Source organism: Butyricimonas muris, from assembly GCF_046365375.1.
Classification (GTDB): Bacteria; Bacteroidota; Bacteroidia; order Bacteroidales; family Marinifilaceae; genus Butyricimonas; species Butyricimonas muris.
The window spans coordinates 206804-228943 of record NZ_JBKEIT010000012.1 but is presented as its reverse complement, the minus strand read 5'-3'; the positions used below and the strand labels follow the sequence as shown (position 1 = coordinate 228943).

The following is a 22140-nucleotide window of genomic DNA, read 5'->3' as shown; positions in this document are numbered from 1 at the left end:
ATGTACACTTACCTAATCCCTTGCTAATGGGATTGTTACTTACGCAGCCTTGACGGGCGCACCCTTGATATTGTCTAACTCAAATACAATGAAACGTTTACCGAGTAAATCAAGCTGCTTGTCGCTGTTCAGAAGGTAGTCATACTCGCCGCCCCGGTAGTAAGGTTCAAGCACGTTCAGGAAGTTGAATACATCGAAATCCTTCTCGCGGGTGCGCTTTTCCTTCAGGATGTCCTGATACTCGTCACGGATGAACTCGTAAAAACTATTGAAGGAGGGCTTGATGCTCCTGTCCTTGCGGATATTCGCCAAAAAGAGGTTCACGGCATTGGACAGTGCCACCTCCTCGGCTCTCGTGGGCGGTTCGTCGTCACGTTTCCAAAGGGTCAGGATGAGCGTCTTGATGGATTCCTTTTTCTCGATGTCGAACACGCCGTCCTCCACGTAGAAAGGGTTGAAGGCAATCGGGTCTTCCTCCTTGTAGGTAAAGTAGATGCCGTCCTCGCCGTGTGTCCTCGCGTGGATAAGGTTGCACAGTCCCTGATAGGAATTTCCGGTATCCACCAAAAGCACGTGGGTCCCTTGTTCATAATATTGGCGCACCATGTGGTTGGTGAAGAAAGACTTGCCCGAACCGGAGGGTCCGAGTATAAATTTATTCCTATTCGTGATTGTACCGTTCTTCATCGGCAGGTCGGAAATATCCAGATGAACGGGCTTGCCCGTCAGCCGGTCCACCATGCGGATGCCGAACGGCGATAGCGAATCCTTGTAGGACGTTTCCCCGATGAACAGGCACAACGCCTGCTCGATGAAGGTGTGGAAACTCTCCTCGAACGGGAAATCACCGGCATTGCCGGGTATCGCCGCCCAGAACAGCGTCGGGACATCTACCGTGTTGTGGCGCGGCTTCGCCTCCATGAGTGCCAGCTGGCTGCCGACATCGTTCTTGATGCGTTTGAGTTTCTCCCGGTCGTCGCTCCATGCCATGACGTTGCAGTGTGCCCGGATAGAAGTCAGCCCCTTGCTGTGCGCCTCGTTCAGGTATTCCTCGATCCATTCGCGGTTGATCTGGTTGGAACGGCTGTAACGGGAAAGCGAGTGCATGTTCCTCGCGGTCTGCTCGAACTTGCGCAGGCTCTCCGCCGAATCGTCGATGAAGAGGTACTGGTTCACGACATGGTTGCATGTGAGCAGGATGCCTATCGGCGCGGCGAAGGAGAGGCGGCAGTCGCTCCGGTCGGTGGACAACCGTTCGTAGCGGCAATCGGTAGCCACGTTTGAGGGCAGGTCCTCCGGGTCGGAAAGGGTGTGCAGGCAGAGGTAGTTGTCGCCTATCTTCATCTCCCCGGCACCGAGTGACAGGTCCTGCAAGCAGGCGGTGTCCTCCTGCGAGAGCGAGAAGTATTTCTCGATGATTCCCGCAGAGGTGTCCGTTCCCGTGATTTCCTCATCCGTCAGGCGTGTCATGCGAAGGAGACCGCTGTCGTTGACGATACGCTCGAACTGCTCACAGCTCTCCATGAAACGGGTGATGGTCTCCCTGTCCGTCATTTCCTTCGGGATGATGAAATTCCGCGTGAGGGCGTTGAAGCTGCTGGTCGTGCGGTTGCGTTCCTTAGTCGTCTTGGTCAGGAACAGGTAGCAGGTGTGCTGCAAATACGGGCGTTCGTTGAAATGCCGCTCGAAGCTGCGGCTGAGAAAACTCAGGTCGTCCTTGCAAATGTCGGGACGGTAGCTTTCCTCGATAAAGAAGTCCTGCTTGTGCACGATGCTGTAGTTCGGCAGCACCTTGACCGCTTTCGCCCAGGTCGAGTGGACGGCCTCGTATTCCGCCTTCGTGAGCGTGAAGAGTTCAGGCAGCTCCACCTTGTAAGCCACGGTAATGTCCGCGTCCTTGCTGACGATGCATCCGTGCTCCACCGAGAGCAACGGGAATTTGCTTTCCAGCGTTGCTGTTTTCATTACATTTCTCATACTTTTCCTTTTTTTGCGGTTGGAGAAATCAACCGAAGGAACTTCCTCCGGTTGATGATGTAGCGGGGATGGCTACGCAGCGCGTGGAGTTTCATAAGCCCCCATTCGCCGTACTTCGCGTTCATTCGGAATGTCGCCCAGACAAGCACCGAAGCGGAAACGACACCGAAACCGATGCAGACCCACTGGTCGATACCCACCATGTACATGATGACGAACACCACGAACAGGGCGAGCAGCCCGCCCGCGAAGATGAACAGGTACTGACTCTTGAGCCCTTTGAACTCCGGGCTGCGGCCTATCCCCTTGTTGACCGGATACTTCGCCATGTTACAGGAAGAATGAGCGTAAGATGGTAGCGGCCACGATAAGGAAGATACATGCGCCGAACCAGCTCGCGGCGGTCTTCGAGGTGTCAGGGTCGCCCGAGGAGAACTTGGAATAGACCTTCACGCCCCCGATCAGGCCGACGACGGCTCCGATGGCGTAAATCAACTTGGTGCCGGGGTCGAAGTAGGAAGTGACCATGTTGGTGGCTTCCGTAATGCCGCCGATACCGTTACCCTGGGCGAAAGCCCCGACTGTCGCAAGCAGCATGAAAGCTGCCGAAAAGAATCTTTTTTTCATGTGTCGAAAATTTTAATTGGTGAAACAAAAAATCATTTCGACAGCGAATATATAGCGTTTAATTCATTGATTTACAAACCTTACGATGCGTGTCATCGTATGTCATCACGTTACATCAGCAAGGATTTTCCAAACGATAAAAAAGAGGATTTTGGGCAGGGAAGGATGGGAAAAACAGAAAATAAAAACGGGCACTCTTCATGAGGAATGAAAAAGCGACAATTGGTTCGAATCACCAAAAAAGCGAAGCCTGAAAACCGGACGGCTTTCAGACTTCGCTTCATGTCATGTGAACGCTGTTTACTCTGCTGCGGAATCGGAAGAGAGGGCACGCTGTTTCCTCCGTTCCTCCTTTTTCTCTTTTTGCAGCTTCTTCTTGGTCTCCATTTCCTTCAGAATCTGTTTCAGCGGCTTGACCGTTTCCGGTTTCTCACGCTTGAACCGCTTGAAATAGATGTGCTCTATAAGCTGTGGAAGCGGCACTTTCCTCGGTTCCGCTCGGGACTTGAATCGAGCAGTTCACAAGTCTTAAAATCAATATTTTAGCGTACCTCAATCTTTTGATGGATACGAATTAGGTACTTTTTTCAAAGGACATTTGGCTTCCCTTGTCGGGATTGTGTCTGCCTTTATCTTCAGTTCAAAGATACCATTCTATTTCTATAAACACAAATCATTGAAAATAAGCTTTTTACGATTGGGTCGAGTAGGTTTGGGCTGAAATGCCCAGGCATACTCGACCTAAATTCAAAGCTGAATTTGCATGGCATAAAATAATTCACTACCTTCGCTCGCATGAAGAAAACAAACCAATCGGATATTGTGTTGTAAGCAATCTGCATTTCTAATGTAGATTGTTCTTTACGTTTACTCTCGGATAATTCTTTTCGGGGGTTATTTTCGTGTGCTTATATTATAATTTTAATCTGTGTATAGGTAAGGTATCATCATATTTTCCCTGTACACAATATATACAATAAAAATGAATAACAATAACAACACAATTTACGGGTTTGATGTAAATTTAATTTGTGATTTTTTTCTTAATACAAAAAGGCAAGGTCCGGGAAGTCCTGATGTTACATTAAAGGCTTTAAGTTTCATTGATAATCTGAGTGATACTGCGCAGATTGCAGACATTGGTTGTGGAACGGGAGGTCAAACTATGGTTTTGGCACAAAATGTATCAGGAACTATTACAGGACTTGATTTCTTTTCAGGGTTTATTGACAAGTTTAATCTTGATGCCTTAAAGCTGAATTTGCAAAATAGAGTAAAGGGGATTGTCGGCTCAATGGACAATCTACCTTTTGAAAAAGAATCTTTAGACTTGATATGGTCGGAAGGTGCTATTTATAATATCGGCTTTGAGAGAGGTATAAATGAATGGCGTGATTATTTGAAACCTAATGGGTATATTGCAGTTTCGGAAAGTTCATGGTTTACAGAAAAGCGTCCGGCTGAAATACACGATTTTTGGATGCAGGGGTATCAAGAGATAGATACAATTCCTGTTAAAGTCGCACAAATGCAGAGAGCTGGCTATCTCCCAGTTGCTTCATTTGTGTTGCCGGAAAAATGCTGGACGGAACATTACTATCAGCCTTTGAGTGAAGCCCGTAAACTAATGCTGAAAAAATATCCCCATAATGAAACCGTAAAGAAACTCATAGAGTTTCAGCATCTTGAAGAAGCATTATACAATAAGTATAAAGGCTTTTATGGCTATGTATTTTATATCGGAAAGAAAATCTAAAACTTTCACTGTCAGTGAAAGTTAACAACAGGGAGGGGGCAACAACGTGTGAAGTTGCACCCTCTAAAATGTCCCCTTCGTTCTATCCAGTTCCTTATGCCAATCGTAATTTTGCACTGTCTTAGCGCAGGACAAAATAGCAACTAAAAGAAAAAGAACGTGAAAAATTTAATCGCATTCTTTGAAATTCCCGTTACCTACTTCTACCAATCAGTAAATTTCTATCAAACAATCTTGGGAGTTGAACTTATGGTAGCCGAATATAATAACGAGAAAATGGCTTGTTTCGTGCAGGACGGACAAACGGTAGGTACTATATCTTATGCACCGAACTTCAAACCCTCAGAGCATGGTGTATTAATTCACTTTAACTGTGAAGACATTGACAGGTCAATCCGGCAAGTAATGAAGCAAGGTGGCAGCATAGTTATCCCAAGACTAAAATTCAAGCCGATGGGAAATGGTATTTTGCCGTATTTGCTGACCCTGCGGGCAATCACATTGGACTTTACACTGACTAATTTGTGTCGAAAGATATAACTGCAAGTTGATATGAAGTAACTTTCTGGGGAAAAATAAACTGATATTTCTTTGTCAATTCAAAAATAACGCTTATGTTTGCAGTGACCAATAATAATAAAATAGTCACACGGTATGGCAAAAGCATTTGATGACAACGAAAGGAAGCTTATAAAGGATAAACTCAAAGAAGGAGCTTTGCTATTTATCCAGCAACAAGGGGTACGTAAAACTTCTGTAGATGAGCTTGTTAAATATGCTAATATTTCTAAAGGAGCATTTTATCTATTCTATACATCAAAAGAACTTCTTTTTTTTGATACAATAATAGACTATCATAAGAAATTGGAAAAAGAATTTCTTAATGCCATAAATAAGCATACCGATAATATTACGGTTGATACATTGACAGATATTATATCTGACTTGCTAATCAACAACAAGCCATACTTTGTATCTGTCTTTGTGAATAGTGACGTGGAATATCTAAGTAGAAAGCTCCCTCAAGAAGTACTTTCACAACACGTAGATGATGATGTCATGCTGGCAAACGAAGTGCTGAAATTTATTCCAGAAAGTAAATCAATTGACACAAAGGTATTTGCAGGGGCTTTAAGAGCTGCATTCTTGACTATTCTAAACGAGAAAACAATTGGAACAGATATTTACAATGAAGTTTTCAAGTTTATAGTTAGGGGAATAGTAAAGCAACTACTTAAAGACTAATCCAACACAATAAGATTATATAATATCAACTGACTATGTGCAAATATGCTACATGGCGATGCTCTGAATTCACAATATGACCATATAGACTAATTTAGTCATAAAATATAAAAATTAAAAATTATGATTACAGTAAAAAACTTATCGTTTAGTTATTCTCAACTACCATTTATTGAGAATATGAATTTTCAAGTAAGAAGCGGAGAAATATTTGGCTTTTTAGGACCTTCTGGAGCAGGAAAAAGCACTCTTCAAAAGATATTAATAGGTATGCTCCCTAAATATAAGGGGAGTGTTTCTATTAATAATAATGAAATTAGAAATAAGCCTGACCATTTCTATGAGAGTATTGGTGTCGATTTTGAATTTCCTAGTTTTTATGAGAAATTCACCGCATTGGAGAACTTAAAATTCTTTGGCTCTTTATATGACAGCAAGCTTATTCCTGCCGAACAACTATTAGAAATGGTCGGACTGTCACAACATGCCAACAAGAAAGTGGCAGGTTTTTCTAAAGGAATGAAATCCAGATTAAACTTTGCCCGGTCAATCATTCATCAACCCAAAGTGTTATTTTTGGATGAGCCAACATCAGGTTTAGACCCCTCAAACTCCCAAGTGATGAAAGACATTATTCGTGAGCTTAAAAATAAAGGAGTGACAATCATTCTGACTACTCACAATATGCACGATGCGACCGAACTTTGTGACCGTGTGGCATTTATTGTCGATGGCAACATTAAAGCTATGGACACTCCTCATAATCTTATCATGTCAAGGCGTTATAATGAAGTGACATATTCATATTTGGAGAATCAACAAGAATTGAATACTACAATCGCACTTGACAAAATAAGTACAGACAAAAAGCTGCAATCTCTGATTCAAGCTAATGCCTTATTGTCAATACATAGCAATGAGCCGACATTAGACCATATATTCTCAGAAATAACAGGGAGGAAATTACTATGAAACTTAAAGGTTTAATACTTGGCGATATTCGGCAACAATACAAATATGGTTTTTATGCCCTATATACGCTATTTACACTGGTGTATATTGCTGTATTGCGCATTCTTCCTATGCAGTGGAAAGAACTATGCACAACTACCCTTATATTTTCAGACCCCGTGCTGATTGGATTAATGTTTATGGGAGCAATCATATTATTCGAGAAAAGCGAAAAAGTAATGCAGGCATTAGCTGTTTCGCCCATATCGATACACGCATACATTTTGTCAAAGGTAATTTCCATTGGACTAATTTCTTTGCTAAGTGGAGTTCTCATCGCATTGTTCTCAGGCATGGAACATTCTTACATACATCTTGCTGTTGGAATTATGTTAGGTTCAGCATTATTCACACTGGTTGGAATATCACTTTCCGCTTTCATTTCAACCATGAATAACTTTATGCTGATTATGGTTCCCACTTTAATAATATCCGTAGCTCCCATATCTGTTTATACAATGGGCTATAAATCGGGAGTTATGCTATTACATCCAAGTATAAGTCTGATAGAACTTATGTCTGGAAATATCAGTGTCATATCTCTAATGGCAATAAGCATTTGGTGCATTGCGATGTATATTTTTTCTTGTCTGTCAGTAAAAAAAATGATGACGATATAATTATGAATCAGAATATTATTTCTTTCAAAATGTTTATCAGAAACATATTCTCAGATGGTATGTTATCTGCAATAATATGTATTCCGTTACTATTAGCGGCAATATATAGGTTTGTTTTCCCCTTAATTGTACAGCATTATCCGATGCTAAAGGATTTCAGTCTATATTATCCGATATTGGATTTATTCCTTGCAATTATGTGTCCTTACATGATTTGCTTCGCTTCGGTCTTGGTGGTATTGGATGAAACAGATATGAAAATCAACAGGTATATCACAATCACCCCACTTGGGAAGAAGGGTTATCTTATATCAAGATTGATTATTCCTGTTTTATTTGCAGCCATTGTTTCTTTCGTGCTGCTTTCTTTCTGTTCCGTATCAGATATGTCATTATGGACTACATTTATCATATCCATATTGGCTACAATACTAAGCGTTGTGGCTGCTATGATTATTTTAGCATACGCGGGGAATAAAGTGGAAGGTATGGCACTTGCAAAAGTATCTGCTTTGGTTATGGTGGGATTGATCATACCTTTTGTCATTACAGATAGTACCCAATATGTATTTTCATTTCTCCCTTCTTTTTGGATAGCCAAGTTTCTGATAAGTAACAACTATTGGTTTATTCTGCCAGCTATCTTTCTTTCCGGGGGGCTGATTTGCATATTATATAATAGGTATAGCACAAAAATATAGTTTCTCCTAAAACTGCTAATTGATAGTTTACAGATACAAATTCAGGGAAAAACGCTATCTTTGTAGCCCTAACAGAAAAAGAATAGTTGTTCAACAATATGAAATGGCAGTTGTGCATATAGCTACGCCGGGCGAATAGCGCCCTCGATTAACGCTATTCAGCAATAGACAGGCTTATCGTTTAAGTTTGTCTATTACTGCCTTGTCATTATCCCTAATTGTAAATCTACAAGATTGTTGTGCTGTCCAAGCGGCATGGCTTATTGTATCATATTGGTTTGAACAAATGGATTATACCTATAAGAAAATTTGGCTCATCGCTTTTCCTGTAATGATGAGCATCCTTATCGAACAACTGATAAATATTACCGATGCCTTGTTCTTGGGGCATGTGGGTGATGTGGAACTGGGCGCATCCGCCATTGCCGGAATATGGTTCTTGGCGATTTATATGCTCGGCTTCGGGTTCAGTTTGGGGTTGCAAGTGGTAATTGCCCGCCGTAACGGGGAACAGCAGTATTCGGAAACGGGAAGAACATTTTGTAGGACTCATCTTTTTCTTGTCGCTTTTTGGCTTTTCTTTTCGTGATCCTGCTTGTGGTTATCTATCTTTCCGAGCTTGCCAGGGTTCAATCCCAGTTCACGGGCCATCTGCACCTGTTTGTCGAAAAGGCGGTGGCGTTTCTGCTCCACCATCCATTTCTCCAATATCGCTTTTGTCACTGCCATAATCATTCATTTTTTGCAAAGGTACGAATCCTGCCATTATGATAACGATATGATTATTTGAATTTTATCCGATGATATTCTCTGAAAATGAAAAGGCACACCGATATCACATCGACATGCCTTCAAAAACTATGACAGCAAAAAGAAACAATTAAACGAATTTATCTATGTTGAAAGCCTCCACCTTCTTGGATGCGGTCTTTCGTTTTGCCAACGGTCTGCCCGATTCATCCAGACATTCGCTGACCAGGCGGTTTACCTTTTCCTGATTACTCAACTTGTCCGTGAGAAAAGATAGTATAACCGTATCGTGCATCTTGTGATGTATGGTAGTGGCTGCACGTATGGCTTTCTCTTCATCCGGATTTTCAGATATCAGCACCTCTGCCACATTGTTTATATCCTCAAAGGTCATGGCTGTGTCAAAATCCGGGTCAGGTTCAGCATCCACAGGAGCCATCAATTCTTCTTTTTCCTCTTTGGTGAGACCTTTTTCTTCCTGTATTACATCATCCGGACCGATTTCCTCATCCTCCTCTATCGACTCTTTTTCCATAGGTTCGGAACGTGTCGGAGTTTTTCTCGCCACTTCCGGGTCTTCGAGATAGACAATTTTTGTCTTGCCGATTACATCTTCAGTAACAGCAGAAGACGGCTGTGCCGTATGCCTGTTGTGTGCGTCGGTCTTTTCCCTTCGCCTTGCCTTTTTATTGGCCTCACGCGCTTTTTGTTCCGAACGTTTCTTCCGGTATTTCCATAGATTGATGCGGACTATGCGCATCAAGCGGTAGGCTTTCTCCCAAATGCCATACATTTCCCGATTGAAGATGAATATCCACAGTTGCCGGAATATGAAAACCGCACACACGAGTTTTATCGTGAAATAAATTTTTGCTTCCATGGCTACAGGGGTTTATTTATGGCTTCCGTGTATAATTCAGACATCTCATCCTCATATTTTGTCAGATGCTCATCAATGATTGTGCTTACATATCCTGACATGGATGTCTCCGGAGCGACAACTGCCAAAAAACGTTTGATGTAGGCATAGCTGTCCCTGTTTATGTAAACCTGGATTCGATTACCTATAGGGTGATTTACCAGATATGTCGTTCGATACGATGGATCTTCAACGATTTGAATTGAAGACGTGTTGATGACATCCTTTAAGGCAGATGTACAAGCGGTGTCTTCCCAGGTATCCGGTTCCGCTTTGCCGGAAGTTTCGGGCGGAGGAACGTGGACGTGCTTTCCGATGTTTTTGTTCTTGCGCATTCTTTTGTGAATGAACAATCCGAAACGGCAAACTGTGTAAACGATGCAGGCAATGGCCGCAATGTGAAAGATAATCTGTGTCATGACTAAAATGGTTTTAATGGTTTGTAATATTCTTTGTTATACAATTCGCTGATTTCCTCCCAATGCTGCTGGATATGGTCAACGAGGATATTGCTTATATACCCCGATATGCTCATGTCCGGGGCAATGACCGGAAGGATGCGCTTGATACATTCGGCCACCTCGCGATTTATATAGACATGGGAACGGTTAGATGCCGGAATGTTTACCAGATACTTGTCTCTATAGCTACCCGCTTCATCTTTCTTTTTTCGAGGTTTTACAGGGGACGTTTTCTCAGACTGTATCTCAACCGGTTCCGTAGCTGGAGCCGGTCCCGTATTTTTGACGGGTACGGATTCCTGTCCGGGTTGTTCCGTATTCTCGTTCATGGGTTGCGCCCTGCCGAATACAGGAATATCCCCGACAATGATATTCTTGAGGATATCCTCATTCACTTCCACCTTTTTCTTTGTCATGCGTGTTCCAATTTAAGTTTGACAATAAGCTCCTCCGCCAGTTCCTTCAGACCGCTTCCTTCCAATTGCTTGGGAGGCGGAGGCAGCAGGGTGCAGCGGAAAAAATCACGTTTTGCATGTGTGATTTCCTTCTCGTAACGGCATAAATCGGGAAGTTTGGTGTCAAGGACAGTCAGATGCAGTTCCCTCATGACCTCTGCATAGGATTTGTAAATTTCCACGTTGGTACGTTTTTTCAACTTGTTCCAGAAGAAGAGAATATCCTTGAGCGGCACATCTTTCGTGTTCTTGACATAATCAAGAACCGTCGTGGAAAAAGCGAGCGTGCTCTGCATGATGATAAGATCGGGAGTGGTGGGAGTCAGGACATAATCCATATTGACGATGGTGCGGAACACCCCCGTGGATTCCACTGTTCCGGGCAAATCCACAAAAATCAGATCATAGTCACCGCTTGCGGCAAGCTCGTCCGCGGCTTCCCTTGCCTTTTCCGAAGTAGACCCGACAATCGGATAAGCTTTCTTTGGTACGCGATTCCATTGCTGCTGTAACAATTGTTGAAAATAGGCACTGTTGGCAATGGCTTTTTTATCCCGTTCTCTCATGCGCACGAGGCTGTGCTGTGGAGAATCACAATCAATGATTGCCACGTTCAGGTTTTTCTCGAAATGGAGGTAGCTGGAAAGCACTACCGTCAAGGCCGATTTCCCGACCCCTCCCTTTTGGTTGCTGACTGCAACGAATAAAGGCTCTTTGCTCATAATCTTTTCTTTTAATGGGTTATTGAATATATATCTGTTTCATCCGTCAATCCGTGAACGCTTCCTTCCAACCGACCACGATATGCTTCATCCGTTATTCCGACCGGTAACTTATCCGTTATAGCATCTTTCCGTTAATGGTCGGTCTGTTGGTCATGACATTCCGATAACTGTCATATCCGACATTGCTTCCACTATCCGGACCGATAACGGAAGCATCAAACAATATGACCATTATACCATTATCGGAAGTGCGGTTTCATCCGTTCACGCTGCAAATAAAAGGGTATTTTTTCATACCGGCACCATGTTTCAAGGGAGGTGACGACCTGTGTCATCGTTTGTCATCACGTTACATATAACTCACTATTTTACAGTAGTATATACCGCCGTAACTTTGCACCGACAACGGAACGGACACCGCTGCGGGGCTTTCCCGAAGCCGAAGAATGAGGCCGGAGGGTCAAACACAATTTGACGGAAGGAAAATTCATGTTCAAGCGAACATAGCAAGTTGTGTTTTGAGGCACCCGAAATAAATTCGGGCACTCAAAACAACTTGCCACTCGCCTGACGGCTCGGGGAGGATTCACTCCAAAGTCGTGAATCCGGGGCCGGAAGATTAGAAACTGAAAATATCAATGCGTATGGAAGAAAACAAGAAGAAAAACTCAAGAAAAAGCGCAGGCAGGAAACCAAAATCCGACCCTGCCGTGCATCGTTATGTGGTACGGTTGAACTCGGAAGAGAACGGACGTTTTGATATTCAATTCCAAAAATCAGGATTGAAAGAACGCTCCAAGTTTATCAAGACAATGATTTTCGGCAAGGAAATCAAGGTGGTGAGAATAGACAAGGCGACGATGGATTATTATATCCGCCTGACCAATTTCTACCACCAATTCCAGAGTATCGGCAACAACTACAACCAGACGGTGAAAGCCGTAAAGACAAATTTCGGGGAGAAACGGGCTTTCGTCCTGCTCCGTAATCTGGAAAAAGCAACAATAGACTTAGTGTTGCTGAGCAAGCGGATTATCATGCTGACCCGTGAGTTTGAAGAAAACTATCTGATAAAACAACGGAAGGAGGAGGAAAATGGTGGCTAAAATCAACAGAGGTGCTTCGCTCTACGGTGCAATCATCTACAACCTGCAGAAAGTGAACGACAATACAGCCCGCATCATTTACGGGAACCGCATGATTGCCAATGTGTCGGGGAACACGGAGCGTGTCATGCAACAGACCCTGTGGGCGTTTGACAACTACCTGCTTGCCAACAAGAATACAGAAAAGCCAGTCCTGCATATATCGTTGAACCCTTCTTTGGACGACCGGCTCACGGATTTGCAATTCACGGAACTGGCCAGGGAGTATATGCAGCGAATGGGCTATGGCAACCAGCCTTACATTGTATATATGCACGAGGACATAGACCGGAGGCATATCCATATCGTTTCCACCTGCGTGAACGAAAAAGGTGAAAAGATAGACGACGCCTACGAGTGGAACCGCTCGATGAAAGCCTGCCGGGAACTGGAAAAGAAATTCGGGTTGAAACAGGTGGATGACAAGCGCAAGGAACTATTGGAGCCGTATCTGAAAAAGGCTGACTACCAAAATGGTGATGTGAAGCGGCAGGTTTCCAATATCGTCAAGAGTGTATTCTCCACTTATCGTTTCCAGTCTTTCGGCGAGTACAGCGCCTTGCTCTCCTGTTTCAATATCGAGGCGAAACAAGTAAAAGGCGAATTTGAAGGAACACCCTATAATGGAATTGTCTATACGATGACCGATGATAGTGGCAAGCCGATATGTACGCCCGTCAAATCTTCTCTTATCGAAAAACGCTACGGCTACGAGGGATTGGAAAAGCGTATCGGGTACAACGCCCGTGAATACAAGAACAAGAAATGGCAACCGAAGATACGGAACGAAGTGGCGCTTGCCATGCACGGATGCCGTGGAAACAAGGAGGAGTTCACCCGTTTGCTCGCCGGGAAAGGTATTGATGTGGTATTCCGTGAAAATGATGAAGGACGTATCTATGGCGCAACTTTCATCGACCATAAGAACCGTGAGGTATATAACGGTTCCCGACTTGGAAAAGAGTTTTCGGCAAACGCTTTTGAGCGGCTGTTTAACAGTCCGACCAATATGCCTGACTTGGATATGCCAATGCCTGCTCTTAATCGGCAAGGCGTTTTCTCCTCCGAAATGGAAAGCTCCATCGAACAGGCTTTCGGAATCTTCGGCATTGACGCCAACGGTCCCGACCCGCAGGAAGAGGCGCTTGCCCGCAGGCTGCAACGCAAGAAGAAAAAGAAACGCCGTTCCCGCGGAATATCCTGATTACAGATTTTATAAACCATTAAAACTATATTCATTATGCAACAAGAAGATGATTTGAGGGGACTGGCCAAGGTCATGGAGTTCATGCGTGCCATATCCATCGTGTTTATTGTCATCCACGTCTATTGGTACTGCTACCGTTCATTCGTGGATATGGGTATCAATATCGGGGTAGTCGACAGGATACTCCTGAATTTCCAGAGGACAGCGGGGCTTTTCAGCAACCTGCTCATCACAAAAGTATTTGCCGTCATATTCCTTGCCCTCTCGTGTTTGGGAACAAAAGGCGTAAAGAATCAGAAGATGACATGGCAGAAAATATATGCCTCTTTCCTTGCCGGATTGGTGCTGTTTTTCATGAACTGGTGGATGCTCGACCTGCCGTTCAGTCCGATGGTCAATGCCACCTTGTACACGGCAACACTTACAGCCGGGTATATCCTGTTGTTGATGTCCGGCGTGTGGATAAGCCGGATGCTGAAACACAACCTCATGGAAGATGTATTCAATACCGCCAACGAGAGTTTCATGCAGGAGACACGGCTCATGGAGAACGAGTATTCCGTCAACCTGCCGACAAAGTTCGTCTATCAAGGCAGGGAATGGAACGGATGGATTAATGTTGTAAATGTTTTTCGTGCGTCCATCGTGCTTGGAACTCCCGGCTCGGGTAAGAGCTACGCAGTGGTAAACAACTACATAAAACAGCAGATTGAAAAATCCTTCGCCATGTATATTTACGATTATAAGTTTCCAGATTTGTCCGAAATTGCTTATAACCATCTACTTAAACACACTCAGAATTACAAAGTGAAGCCGGAATTTTATGTCATCAATTTCGATGATCCGCGACGTTCGCACAGGTGCAATCCCATCAACCCGAAATTCATGGCGGACATCTCGGATGCCTACGAATCTGCCTACACGATTATGCTCAATTTGAACAAGACCTGGGTGTGACCTGTAAAGTCGCGTAATTGATTGTTAAACAGTGATATTAGTTGCATGATTTAACCCGCTGTTCCGTCAGCGGTAGCCTACTATAAGGTGCATCTCCAGTGATGGGTTGTGCCAAGCTTATAGGACAAAGTACACTCTCCGAAAGGACAAGACTGAACCGTGAGGGAACGTCAAGGGCGGTTAGTATCATACTGCCGAGTGGCGAGGCTGGATAGCATGGTTAACATAAGTGAACTGTCTTTAGCCATCGTGAGGTTTGAAGGAGCGGAAGATACTTTAGCTCTCACCAAAAGGTAAGCAGTCGGATAACCCCTGCCCATGTTGGGGTTACACGGACATGGCACTGCCGGTGGACTTGACAGAACCTAAACTATCCTTTTGTCAATTACGTGGAACAGGGCAAGCCTGTATCTCTCTCGTAACAACGCGAGTAAGCGAACCGCAAGGCAAGCCGAAAGGGGTGCAGGTATGAGATAACGGAGAAAGCGAACGCCTCCCTGTAATGGGGAGGATACGGATTGAATCGACATCACGGGCTGATTGTGGATAACATCATCCGACACGAAAGTGGGCAGACTTCCGTATATGGTAACTCTTTACAAGATAACTTTTAGAACTTTCAAAAGGAGGAAAGCAAATGAACGAAACTAAGACATCGTGTGCGCCTGCTGACAACAGGAATCTGACTTGGGACGGTATGAACTGGTCCAAGTGCGAAGCCTATGTCCGAAAGCTTCAAGCGCGTATTGTAAAGGCTCAGAAAGAAGGCAGACATAACAAGGTGAAAGCCTTGCAATGGATGCTCACTCACTCTTTTTACGCCAAGGCATTGGCTGTAAAGAGGGTTACTTCCAACAAAGGGAAGAAAACGTCTGGAGTAGATAAACAGCTTTGGGACTCTCCCAAGCGCAAGTACAAAGCAATCAGTGAACTGAAACGCCGTGGCTACAATCCGCAGCCACTCCGTAGGGTTCACATCAAGAAAAAGAACGGTAAACTCCGACCGTTGGGAATACCGACCATGAAAGACAGGGCGATGCAGGCTTTATATCTCATGGCATTGGAACCGATAGCCGAAACGACAGGCGACCGTTTCTCCTACGGCTTCCGAAAGAAGCGCAGGACAATGGACGCAATCCGTCAGATTGATACGGTTTTAAACCGCCAACATTCTCCCGAATGGATTTTGGAGGGAGATATAAAAGGCTGTTTCGACCACATCAGCCACGACTGGCTCATTGAGAATATCCCTATGGATAAGACAATACTCAGAAAATGGTTGAAATGTGGAGCTGTGTTCAACGGAAAACTATTCCCGACAGAAGAGGGTACGCCACAAGGAGGTATCATATCACCGACACTTGCAAACATGGTACTTGACGGGCTTCAGCCGCTCTTGGCTAAAAGATTCAAAAGACTATGGCGTAACAACAAGACATTCCATTACAAGGTAAATCTTATTCGCTATGCTGACGACTTTATAATCACAGGCCGAGATAAGGAACTATTGGAAAACGAAGTCAAACCAATAGTGATAGAATTTCTCAAAGAAAGAGGTCTTACCTTATCCGAAGAGAAAACTACTATTACGAACATATATGACGGATTTGATTTCTTGGGTTTCAATGTAAGGAAGTTCGGCAAAAAGCTATACACATCTCCGTCCAAAGACGCACAGAAACGCTTTAGGGCAAAAATCAGTGACATAGTCAAAGGACATAAGATGTGTAAGCAGGAATCGCTGATACGAATGCTCAATCCTGTAATCACAGGATGGGGTAACTATTACCGATATGGTGCATCGACCGATGCTTTTCATGGTTGCGACTACCACATTTATAATCTCACGAAGAAATGGGCCTTACGTCGTCACCCTAAGAAACGCAAGTCTTGGGTCGCAGACAGGTATTGGCATGAAATTCGGGGACGCAAATGGACGTTTGCGTGGAAATATGAAACGAAAAGTATGAAAGTGAACTACCTGACCCTTAAAAGATTGTCGGATATACATTATACTCCGTACAAGCAAGTCAAGGGAGAGGCAAATCCTTTTGACCCGGAATACGATGATTATTTCTCTCAGCGTAAGGAGCAACAAATGCTGGAATCTCTCAAAGGACGTAAGTCTCTCTTATATTTATGGAACAAGCAGAACCGGATTTGTCCGTTATGTGGCAAGGAAATAGACTGTACAAAAGCATGGAACGTCAACGAAATATCTGTTGGTGGTTCGATTGTACGGCAACTTGTCCACAACAACTGCTACAAGCGAAATAAACGAAAATGTTGAAAGTATGAGCCGATTTCTAACAACAAATAGAAATATTGAGTTGCTTGAGCCGTATGAGGGGAAACTCTCACGTACGGTTCTTAGGGGAGAAGGGGGCAGCAATGCCCTTGACTTACCCGATATACAGAAACAGGGCGATTTCTTCGTGGAATCCCCGATTATTCTTTTGGCGGCTATTATATGGTATTTGCGCATCTACCAGGACGGAAAATACTGCACGTTCCCTCACGCGATAGAATTTCTGAACAAGCCGTATGCCGATATTTTCACAATTCTTACCTCGTATCCGTCTTTGGAAAACTACCTTTCCCCGTTCATGGACGCCTGGCAAGGGGGCGCACAAGACCAGTTGCAAGGCCAGATCGCTTCGGCAAAAATCCCGCTTTCAAGGATGATTTCCCCGCAGCTTTACTGGGTGATGACCGGTGATGATTTCACGCTCGACCTGAACAATCCCGAACACCCTAAAATCCTGTGTGTCGGTAACAATCCCGACAGGCAGAACATCTATTCAGCCGCCCTCGGACTGTACAACAGCCGTATCGTAAAATTGGTGAACAAGAAGGGACAACTGAAGTCTTCCATCATCATAGACGAGCTGCCCACGATTTACTTTCGCGGTATTGACAATCTCATTGCCACCGCACGAAGCAACAAGGTGGCGGTATGTCTCGGCTTCCAGGACTTCTCTCAGCTGACCCGTGACTACGGTGAAAAAGAAGCGAAGGTAATCCAAAATACGGTGGGCAACATCTTCAGCGGTCAGGTCGTGGGAGAAACGGCTAAGAACCTTTCGGAACGCTTCGGTAAGATACTCCAACAGCGGCAGTCCATTTCCATCAACCGGCAGGACACCTCCACCTCCATCAACACGCAGATGGATTCGCTCATTCCGGCATCGAAAATAGCCAACCTCTCACAGGGTACATTCGTGGGCAGCGTAGCGGATAACTTCGGGGAAGAGATTGACCAGAAGATTTTCCATGCCCGCATTATTGTCGATAATGAGAAGGTAGCAGCGGAAACCAAAGCCTACAAGAAAATACCCGTCATCAACGAGTTCAAGGATGCGGACGGCAACGACATCATGCAACAGCAGATAGACCGGAACTATTCCCAGATAAAAGCGGACGTGGTGCGGATAATCGAAGATGAGATGACCCGTATAAAGAACGACCCTGATTTGAAACACCTGATACCACAGGAAGAAAATGACAAGGATAATGAATAGCCATTGAAAGGCCGCTTTTTTATTTTAGCCTGCAAAGGTCGTCCCGTGCCTTTTGGATTGAGCAAGGTCGAGCCCTACGGGTTTTCGGGGAAATCTTCCGCGCTCCGCTTGCGGTATTTTCCCGAAAAGCCTTGCACAATCCGGCACGGAACGGTAAGGCAGGCAAGAAATAAAATACCGGCTCGCCGGTCGGAATTGTTTAACTAAAAAACAAGTTATGAGCAATACAAGAGTGGTCAATATCCGCAAGGAATCCTGTGATGTATATATAGGAAGAGCGGGACAAGGGAAAGACGGTTATTTCGGAAATCCGTTCAGGCTGGAAGCGACAATGACAAGGGGCGGCACGCTGGACCGTTACAGGAAGTATTTCTACTATCGTTTAAGTACGGATGAAAAGTTCCGCAGACGAATCGGAGAATTGCAGGGCAAGACATTGGGGTGTTTCTGCAAGCCGAATCCTTGTCATGGGGACATCATCAAGGAATACTTGGAACGCATGGAGGGATGTACCGATGAAATAGCCATAGAAAAGACCTACTGGAAAGGAGTGGCTTATCCAGTTCGGGAAATCCAAGTCGGTAATGACATTTTCAGGGTGTCAGTAAAAAGCCTGTGCGATGAGCTGGTGAACGATATGCATAACGGCATTTATGAAGCGATGGAAGCGAGCGAGGAGATTGACGGTTACTGCACGGATGAGGAACTATGTACACTGACCGATGATGACCTGTACAGAATGTGCTGCTGAAATAAAATTCAAACAATAAAAAACAGAAATGACATGAAAAAGAGAAGCAACTTTACACCGATGAAAAGATTCCATGAGATTCTTGACAATTATGGTCTGAAACTGATGGAGGTGGGAACCAACCACCTGAGAGTATTTTTTGGCAACCGGAAATTGTTCGACTACTATCCGCTGAGAATGAAACTGTTTGATTACCGGCAGTGGCAGCAACTGACCTATCCGTCGGTCATGGACGGTACGGACAAATGGGAAACGGAACTGGAAGGAATCATCAACAGCCTTATGGTATCACCGCAATAAACATTGACATTATGCACAAGAAAAACAGACAGACGCTCGTTTGGGATAACATTCCTGAATGGGCGATTTTCGCATTGGAGTACGGCATCGAGGAAGAATTGTTCCTGCCGAACGAGGATTTGGAAATGATAAGCCGGTTCATCGGCGAGAATTTCCCGAACGGCTACACGATGAGTGTGGATTGGGAATCATGCACGGAGTTCAACCCACGTCCGGCATTCGGGAAACCGTGCAAGACTCACAAGGTGACTTTTGTAACAAACTAAAACTACCTGCTATGAGAAAGATAACATTAAGCGAATACAATTCCATCCCGAAGGATTACCGAGGGATCTGGACCGTGGAGCGTTGGGACTTGCCGAATTGGGCGGAAATACGCGAAAAACACATGGGAAAGCGCACCATGATGGTATATGACAAGGGAACATGCCTGCTGGTGGAAGGACTCGGATTTGAAATCGTGGATGATAGTATCTGGAAAAAGGCGGATGAAGTCAAGAAGGAAATAGGTAGCCATTTCCTGAAATTCTACTGTGAGCAGGGACGTGAACCTCATTATGCGGACTGCACTATCCGGTGGTGCGACACGCTGGAAACGGAAGAAGTGAGGATTGCGCTGGCGATGGATTCCGACAACGAAAAGGACGATGAGATATTCTTCTACTGCGACAGCTTGGAAAATTTAAAATCACTGGCGGATAAAGGTAAGGAGGATTTCATCATAGCCGGATGCATTGGTTTCGGGATATACGAAGAATTGTTACAAACAACTTAAAAACATCAGACATGAAAATCAAATGTCAGGAACACTACGAGAATACCGTCAAGTATGCGAAAAGCATCGGTGATGAAACGTTGAGCAAATGTATTGAACGGCTCAAGCAATGGGAGGTCAACTCCAATGGCAGGTATGAAATCGAACTGTACACCGATTTCGCACCATATTCATTCGGTTTCGCTGAAGTGGCGAAAGACGGGACAAGGGGCGTTGTCGGAGGGCTTCTCTATCACGGCAAGCCGGATCGGTCATTTGCTGTAATGATTGGTGGACCGTTTCACGGCTGGAGCATACACACTTGAAAAATCGTTTCGCAGTTTGTGTTGAGCGAAAAAAGCGCAGAAGTACTCAAAATCTGATTACCTTTTACACTTTCTTCGCTCATATTTTATTTCCGTCTGCTCATTCTGAAATCTCCAAAATCAGAAAGCTAAAATCTGTATTTGACGGATTAAAAATCAATTCTCGCAGGTTTTCCGCAAAAATCAAAGATTAAATCGTTATATGGCAAATTTAGATACCGGCAATATTTCTTTTTCAGGTGTTACTTTTATTGATATGCTATTTTTGCAATCTGTCTATTAATTGAGAGCGAACAAGGTCGTACCCCAACTGAGGATTGAACTCCCTCTCCGGACGGATAAGATTTTGTGTATCTCCTAAGAACTCAGAGTCAGACATCTTCTCTTCCATATTATTAATGAACTGTTTGTATGTCGGTGGTTGTTGAACAACAAAAGACATATAACGGTGGTAACAACGCATAATTTCTTCGACATCAACTGATGCTTCAGACAAAGCGACATACAAGTCAAAAAGGTCTCGCCCCTTTTTCCTTTGGTACAAGGCTCTCAGTTTTGTTCCCAACAGTTCATTTAAACGATATGTTGTTACTCCGCACTTGCCTGAGAACCAACTATTTTCCATTTCAAATGGTATTTTGACTAATCCAAGTTCATTAAAATGCTCAAAACAGTTTATCTCGATTTTTAAGCGTAGAGGAATTGTGGGAGGTATTTCCGATTCCATACGAAACAACATCGTGTTATTATATCGTTTTTGTTTTGTTACTCTATCCGGCAAAAAATCCAAAACTTCCCCAAGTCTGAACATTATTGGCTTTATCGGTCCGGGAGTAATTTGAACTAAGTCAATATCTTCACTATATCTGGGCTGTGGCGTCAGATATAGTTTATGGAGTGCAGTTCCTCCCCTGAATGCTAATTGTGAAGCAAGAAACTCATCGCTAAAAATAGCGACTAACGCACGTGATATAATGAGGTCTTGCTCTACTTGTGCGTTGTCATTCCATGGAACTATCTTATTCCATTGAGTGATGGCTGTTCTGTTTATCATATTTCGTCAGTTTCTATTATCGTATTTACAAAAATTTTCCAACGGTTATTCCTTTCCGCGCAATCTTTTGGTTTATTTATAGTTAGAGGAATATATTTGAAACGCTTTACATATGAAGTCAATTCCATATATAGCGTATCTGCAATTTCTGCTGCATTTAGAACTTCATCCAGTATATATCCCAGTCGTTGTATAGTTGCGATTGATGTATAACCAAACAACTTATTGGAAGCACCACGAAAATCTAATTTTTCTGTAAGTTCTTCCAATATAGTAGATGCTCTTGAAAGTCCACCTATATATTGCTCATATTGTACAATGTCAAGAGCTGTCAATTCTGCATTCGAATAATATATCACTCCTGTTTCAGAATTTTTTGATAACAAAAAATCTGTTGGAATTTCCTTGCGGTATACCCAAACAAGTGTATTGTTCTTTGATTGCGAAACAGAAGACTTTGGAAATACCGACATTACAGAAAATTTCTGTGGACGTTGATGAGCTGCACCATGAATTTCTGCCGCATTTAAGAGACTAATATAATAAGGCTTGTTTAGATACGACATCAACTGATCTATGTAATATATCGGTGGTACCATTCTTTTGGCAGCATAATGAGGAGGAATAATAACGTAGAAACCTTTATAGACCGGATATATTATACCTTGTGATGATATACGGAACAAATCATTTTTAATGACCTGCTCTGAATAATGTGGCAATGCCAACCTAATTTCTTCAACCGAAAAAGTTGGAAATCCACTTATCTCTCTATCTCTAATCCATTCACGTATTGTCATAATGCGTAATTTTAGTGCAAAGGTACTCAAAAAATGATTACCATTGCACTAAAAAGATGCGCATTTTCGTTCAAAGGG

22 protein-coding genes and 6 pseudogenes are annotated in these 22140 nt (G+C 43.7%); 17 read left to right on the top strand and 11 right to left on the bottom strand.

Annotated features, from left to right (window positions below; all coding sequences use genetic code 11):
* Window positions 1–63: 63 nt before the first annotated feature.
* From ACK8P8_RS18920 to ACK8P8_RS18905, 4 genes and pseudogenes are all read right to left on the bottom strand, one after another.
* Window positions 64–1977, bottom strand: a pseudogene (locus tag ACK8P8_RS18920) (TraG family conjugative transposon ATPase); the annotation flags it as partial.
* Entirely contained in the window at window positions 1974–2306 is a 333-nt protein-coding gene (locus ACK8P8_RS18915) for a DUF4133 domain-containing protein (RefSeq protein WP_032841196.1), read from the bottom strand. The pseudogene ACK8P8_RS18920 and the gene ACK8P8_RS18915, both read right to left, overlap by 4 nt.
* 1 nt (window position 2307) lies before the next feature.
* Window positions 2308–2604, bottom strand: a complete 297-nt coding sequence (locus ACK8P8_RS18910; protein ID WP_008766654.1) for a DUF4134 domain-containing protein — start codon at window positions 2602–2604, stop codon at window positions 2308–2310.
* 300 nt (window positions 2605–2904) lie between these two features.
* Window positions 2905–3105, bottom strand: a pseudogene (locus ACK8P8_RS18905) (hypothetical protein); the annotation flags it as partial.
* Between the two features lie 481 nt (window positions 3106–3586).
* On the opposite strand from ACK8P8_RS18905, the gene ACK8P8_RS18900 reads away from it, so the two are divergent.
* From ACK8P8_RS18900 to ACK8P8_RS18870, 7 genes and pseudogenes are all read left to right on the top strand, one after another.
* On the top strand, window positions 3587–4360 hold the full coding sequence (locus tag ACK8P8_RS18900; RefSeq protein WP_016270783.1) for a class I SAM-dependent methyltransferase: 774 nt from the start codon (window positions 3587–3589) through the stop codon (window positions 4358–4360).
* Window positions 4361–4519: 159 nt separating this feature from the next.
* A pseudogene (locus ACK8P8_RS18895) lies at window positions 4520–4881 on the top strand (VOC family protein).
* Window positions 4882–5014: 133 nt separating this feature from the next.
* Complete coding sequence (locus ACK8P8_RS18890; RefSeq protein WP_008766657.1) at window positions 5015–5605, top strand: TetR/AcrR family transcriptional regulator; 591 nt, start codon at window positions 5015–5017, stop codon at window positions 5603–5605.
* A 123-nt stretch (window positions 5606–5728) separates the two neighbouring features.
* On the top strand, window positions 5729–6577 hold the full coding sequence (locus tag ACK8P8_RS18885; RefSeq protein ID WP_016270784.1) for an ABC transporter ATP-binding protein: 849 nt from the start codon (window positions 5729–5731) through the stop codon (window positions 6575–6577).
* Window positions 6574–7236, top strand: a complete 663-nt coding sequence (locus ACK8P8_RS18880) for a fluoroquinolone export ABC transporter permease subunit (protein WP_016270785.1) — start codon at window positions 6574–6576, stop codon at window positions 7234–7236. The genes ACK8P8_RS18885 and ACK8P8_RS18880 overlap by 4 nt, the downstream gene beginning before the upstream one ends.
* A 2-nt stretch (window positions 7237–7238) precedes the next feature.
* Window positions 7239–7937: an Rv2686c family ABC transporter permease subunit gene (locus ACK8P8_RS18875; RefSeq protein ID WP_008766663.1), complete on the top strand. Its 699-nt coding sequence runs from the start codon at window positions 7239–7241 to the stop codon at window positions 7935–7937.
* A gap of 286 nt (window positions 7938–8223) precedes the next feature.
* Window positions 8224–8502: pseudogene (locus ACK8P8_RS18870) on the top strand (MATE family efflux transporter); the annotation flags it as partial.
* On the opposite strand, the gene ACK8P8_RS18865 reads toward ACK8P8_RS18870, so the two are convergent.
* From ACK8P8_RS18865 to ACK8P8_RS18845, 5 genes are all read right to left on the bottom strand, one after another.
* Window positions 8487–8666 (bottom strand): hypothetical protein, encoded by a 180-nt coding sequence (locus ACK8P8_RS18865; protein ID WP_008766665.1) that lies wholly within the window; start codon window positions 8664–8666, stop codon window positions 8487–8489. The pseudogene ACK8P8_RS18870 and the gene ACK8P8_RS18865 overlap by 16 nt on opposite strands.
* A 151-nt stretch (window positions 8667–8817) precedes the next feature.
* Window positions 8818–9567 (bottom strand): DUF4122 family protein, encoded by a 750-nt coding sequence (locus ACK8P8_RS18860; protein ID WP_008766666.1) that lies wholly within the window; start codon window positions 9565–9567, stop codon window positions 8818–8820.
* Window positions 9568–9569: 2 nt separating this feature from the next.
* The gene (locus ACK8P8_RS18855) at window positions 9570–10025 is read right to left on the bottom strand and encodes a DUF3408 domain-containing protein (protein ID WP_016270787.1); all 456 of its coding nucleotides are present in this window, start codon (window positions 10023–10025) and stop codon (window positions 9570–9572) included.
* Between the two features lie 2 nt (window positions 10026–10027).
* Window positions 10028–10483 carry a DUF3408 domain-containing protein gene (locus ACK8P8_RS18850; RefSeq protein ID WP_008766668.1) on the bottom strand — a complete coding sequence of 152 codons (456 nt, stop codon included), beginning with the start codon at window positions 10481–10483 and terminating at the stop codon, window positions 10028–10030.
* Window positions 10480–11244: a ParA family protein gene (locus ACK8P8_RS18845; protein WP_008766669.1), complete on the bottom strand. Its 765-nt coding sequence runs from the start codon at window positions 11242–11244 to the stop codon at window positions 10480–10482. The genes ACK8P8_RS18850 and ACK8P8_RS18845 overlap by 4 nt, the downstream gene beginning before the upstream one ends.
* A gap of 641 nt (window positions 11245–11885) precedes the next feature.
* Between ACK8P8_RS18845 and mobA the strand changes: the two genes are divergently transcribed.
* The 10 genes and pseudogenes from mobA to ACK8P8_RS18795 all read left to right on the top strand — a co-directional run bounded on the left by mobA (window position 11886) and on the right by ACK8P8_RS18795 (window position 20208).
* Window positions 11886–12353: a conjugal transfer protein MobA gene (gene mobA, locus ACK8P8_RS18840; RefSeq protein ID WP_032560424.1), complete on the top strand. Its 468-nt coding sequence runs from the start codon at window positions 11886–11888 to the stop codon at window positions 12351–12353.
* The gene (mobB, locus tag ACK8P8_RS18835) at window positions 12343–13596 is read left to right on the top strand and encodes a conjugal transfer protein MobB (protein ID WP_032560423.1); all 1254 of its coding nucleotides are present in this window, start codon (window positions 12343–12345) and stop codon (window positions 13594–13596) included. The genes mobA and mobB overlap by 11 nt, the downstream gene beginning before the upstream one ends.
* A gap of 36 nt (window positions 13597–13632) precedes the next feature.
* Window positions 13633–14553: pseudogene (locus ACK8P8_RS18830) on the top strand (YWFCY domain-containing protein); the annotation flags it as partial.
* Between the two features lie 640 nt (window positions 14554–15193).
* Entirely contained in the window at window positions 15194–16846 is a 1653-nt protein-coding gene (ltrA, locus tag ACK8P8_RS18825; protein ID WP_005647985.1) for a group II intron reverse transcriptase/maturase, read from the top strand.
* Between the two features lie 121 nt (window positions 16847–16967).
* Window positions 16968–18077 (top strand): annotated as a pseudogene (locus ACK8P8_RS18820) (TraM recognition domain-containing protein); the annotation flags it as partial.
* A gap of 217 nt (window positions 18078–18294) precedes the next feature.
* Window positions 18295–18828: a DUF4326 domain-containing protein gene (locus ACK8P8_RS18815; protein WP_008766673.1), complete on the top strand. Its 534-nt coding sequence runs from the start codon at window positions 18295–18297 to the stop codon at window positions 18826–18828.
* Window positions 18829–18861: 33 nt separating this feature from the next.
* Window positions 18862–19128: a hypothetical protein gene (locus tag ACK8P8_RS18810; protein ID WP_008766674.1), complete on the top strand. Its 267-nt coding sequence runs from the start codon at window positions 18862–18864 to the stop codon at window positions 19126–19128.
* Window positions 19129–19139: 11 nt separating this feature from the next.
* Entirely contained in the window at window positions 19140–19394 is a 255-nt protein-coding gene (locus ACK8P8_RS18805) for a DUF6926 domain-containing protein (RefSeq protein WP_008766675.1), read from the top strand.
* Between the two features lie 11 nt (window positions 19395–19405).
* A complete protein-coding gene (locus ACK8P8_RS18800; protein WP_008766676.1) occupies window positions 19406–19903 on the top strand; it encodes a hypothetical protein in 498 nt (165 codons plus the stop codon).
* Between the two features lie 11 nt (window positions 19904–19914).
* Window positions 19915–20208: a DUF4120 family protein gene (locus ACK8P8_RS18795; protein WP_008766677.1), complete on the top strand. Its 294-nt coding sequence runs from the start codon at window positions 19915–19917 to the stop codon at window positions 20206–20208.
* A gap of 259 nt (window positions 20209–20467) precedes the next feature.
* Here the strand turns inward: ACK8P8_RS18795 and ACK8P8_RS18790 are convergent, their stop codons facing one another.
* Entirely contained in the window at window positions 20468–21262 is a 795-nt protein-coding gene (locus tag ACK8P8_RS18790) for a nucleotidyl transferase AbiEii/AbiGii toxin family protein (protein WP_008766678.1), read from the bottom strand.
* On the bottom strand, window positions 21259–22062 hold the full coding sequence (locus ACK8P8_RS18785; protein WP_008766679.1) for a type IV toxin-antitoxin system AbiEi family antitoxin domain-containing protein: 804 nt from the start codon (window positions 22060–22062) through the stop codon (window positions 21259–21261). The genes ACK8P8_RS18790 and ACK8P8_RS18785 overlap by 4 nt, the downstream gene beginning before the upstream one ends.
* Window positions 22063–22140: the final 78 nt, after the last annotated feature.

Excerpts from the sequence above, each read along its gene's own strand:
- mobB (WP_032560423.1), top strand. The coding sequence starts at position 12,343 with ATGGTGGCTAAAATCAACAGAGGTGCTTCGCTCTACGGTGCAATCATC.
- ACK8P8_RS18860 (WP_008766666.1), bottom strand. The coding sequence starts at position 9,567 with ATGGAAGCAAAAATTTATTTCACGATAAAACTCGTGTGTGCGGTTTTC.
- ACK8P8_RS18850 (WP_008766668.1), bottom strand. The coding sequence starts at position 10,483 with ATGACAAAGAAAAAGGTGGAAGTGAATGAGGATATCCTCAAGAATATC.
- ACK8P8_RS18880 (WP_016270785.1), top strand. The coding sequence starts at position 6,574 with ATGAAACTTAAAGGTTTAATACTTGGCGATATTCGGCAACAATACAAA.
- ltrA (WP_005647985.1), top strand. The coding sequence starts at position 15,194 with ATGAACGAAACTAAGACATCGTGTGCGCCTGCTGACAACAGGAATCTG.
- ACK8P8_RS18865 (WP_008766665.1), bottom strand. The coding sequence starts at position 8,666 with ATGGCAGTGACAAAAGCGATATTGGAGAAATGGATGGTGGAGCAGAAA.
- ACK8P8_RS18785 (WP_008766679.1), bottom strand. The coding sequence starts at position 22,062 with ATGACAATACGTGAATGGATTAGAGATAGAGAGATAAGTGGATTTCCA.
- ACK8P8_RS18800 (WP_008766676.1), top strand. The coding sequence starts at position 19,406 with ATGAGAAAGATAACATTAAGCGAATACAATTCCATCCCGAAGGATTAC.
- ACK8P8_RS18790 (WP_008766678.1), bottom strand. The coding sequence starts at position 21,262 with ATGATAAACAGAACAGCCATCACTCAATGGAATAAGATAGTTCCATGG.
- ACK8P8_RS18885 (WP_016270784.1), top strand. The coding sequence starts at position 5,729 with ATGATTACAGTAAAAAACTTATCGTTTAGTTATTCTCAACTACCATTT.
- ACK8P8_RS18890 (WP_008766657.1), top strand. The coding sequence starts at position 5,015 with ATGGCAAAAGCATTTGATGACAACGAAAGGAAGCTTATAAAGGATAAA.
- ACK8P8_RS18815 (WP_008766673.1), top strand. The coding sequence starts at position 18,295 with ATGAGCAATACAAGAGTGGTCAATATCCGCAAGGAATCCTGTGATGTA.
- mobA (WP_032560424.1), top strand. The coding sequence starts at position 11,886 with ATGCGTATGGAAGAAAACAAGAAGAAAAACTCAAGAAAAAGCGCAGGC.
- ACK8P8_RS18915 (WP_032841196.1), bottom strand. The coding sequence starts at position 2,306 with ATGGCGAAGTATCCGGTCAACAAGGGGATAGGCCGCAGCCCGGAGTTC.
- ACK8P8_RS18795 (WP_008766677.1), top strand. The coding sequence starts at position 19,915 with ATGAAAATCAAATGTCAGGAACACTACGAGAATACCGTCAAGTATGCG.
- ACK8P8_RS18875 (WP_008766663.1), top strand. The coding sequence starts at position 7,239 with ATGAATCAGAATATTATTTCTTTCAAAATGTTTATCAGAAACATATTC.
- ACK8P8_RS18810 (WP_008766674.1), top strand. The coding sequence starts at position 18,862 with ATGAAAAAGAGAAGCAACTTTACACCGATGAAAAGATTCCATGAGATT.
- ACK8P8_RS18855 (WP_016270787.1), bottom strand. The coding sequence starts at position 10,025 with ATGACACAGATTATCTTTCACATTGCGGCCATTGCCTGCATCGTTTAC.
- ACK8P8_RS18910 (WP_008766654.1), bottom strand. The coding sequence starts at position 2,604 with ATGAAAAAAAGATTCTTTTCGGCAGCTTTCATGCTGCTTGCGACAGTC.
- ACK8P8_RS18805 (WP_008766675.1), top strand. The coding sequence starts at position 19,140 with ATGCACAAGAAAAACAGACAGACGCTCGTTTGGGATAACATTCCTGAA.
- ACK8P8_RS18900 (WP_016270783.1), top strand. The coding sequence starts at position 3,587 with ATGAATAACAATAACAACACAATTTACGGGTTTGATGTAAATTTAATT.
- ACK8P8_RS18845 (WP_008766669.1), bottom strand. The coding sequence starts at position 11,244 with ATGAGCAAAGAGCCTTTATTCGTTGCAGTCAGCAACCAAAAGGGAGGG.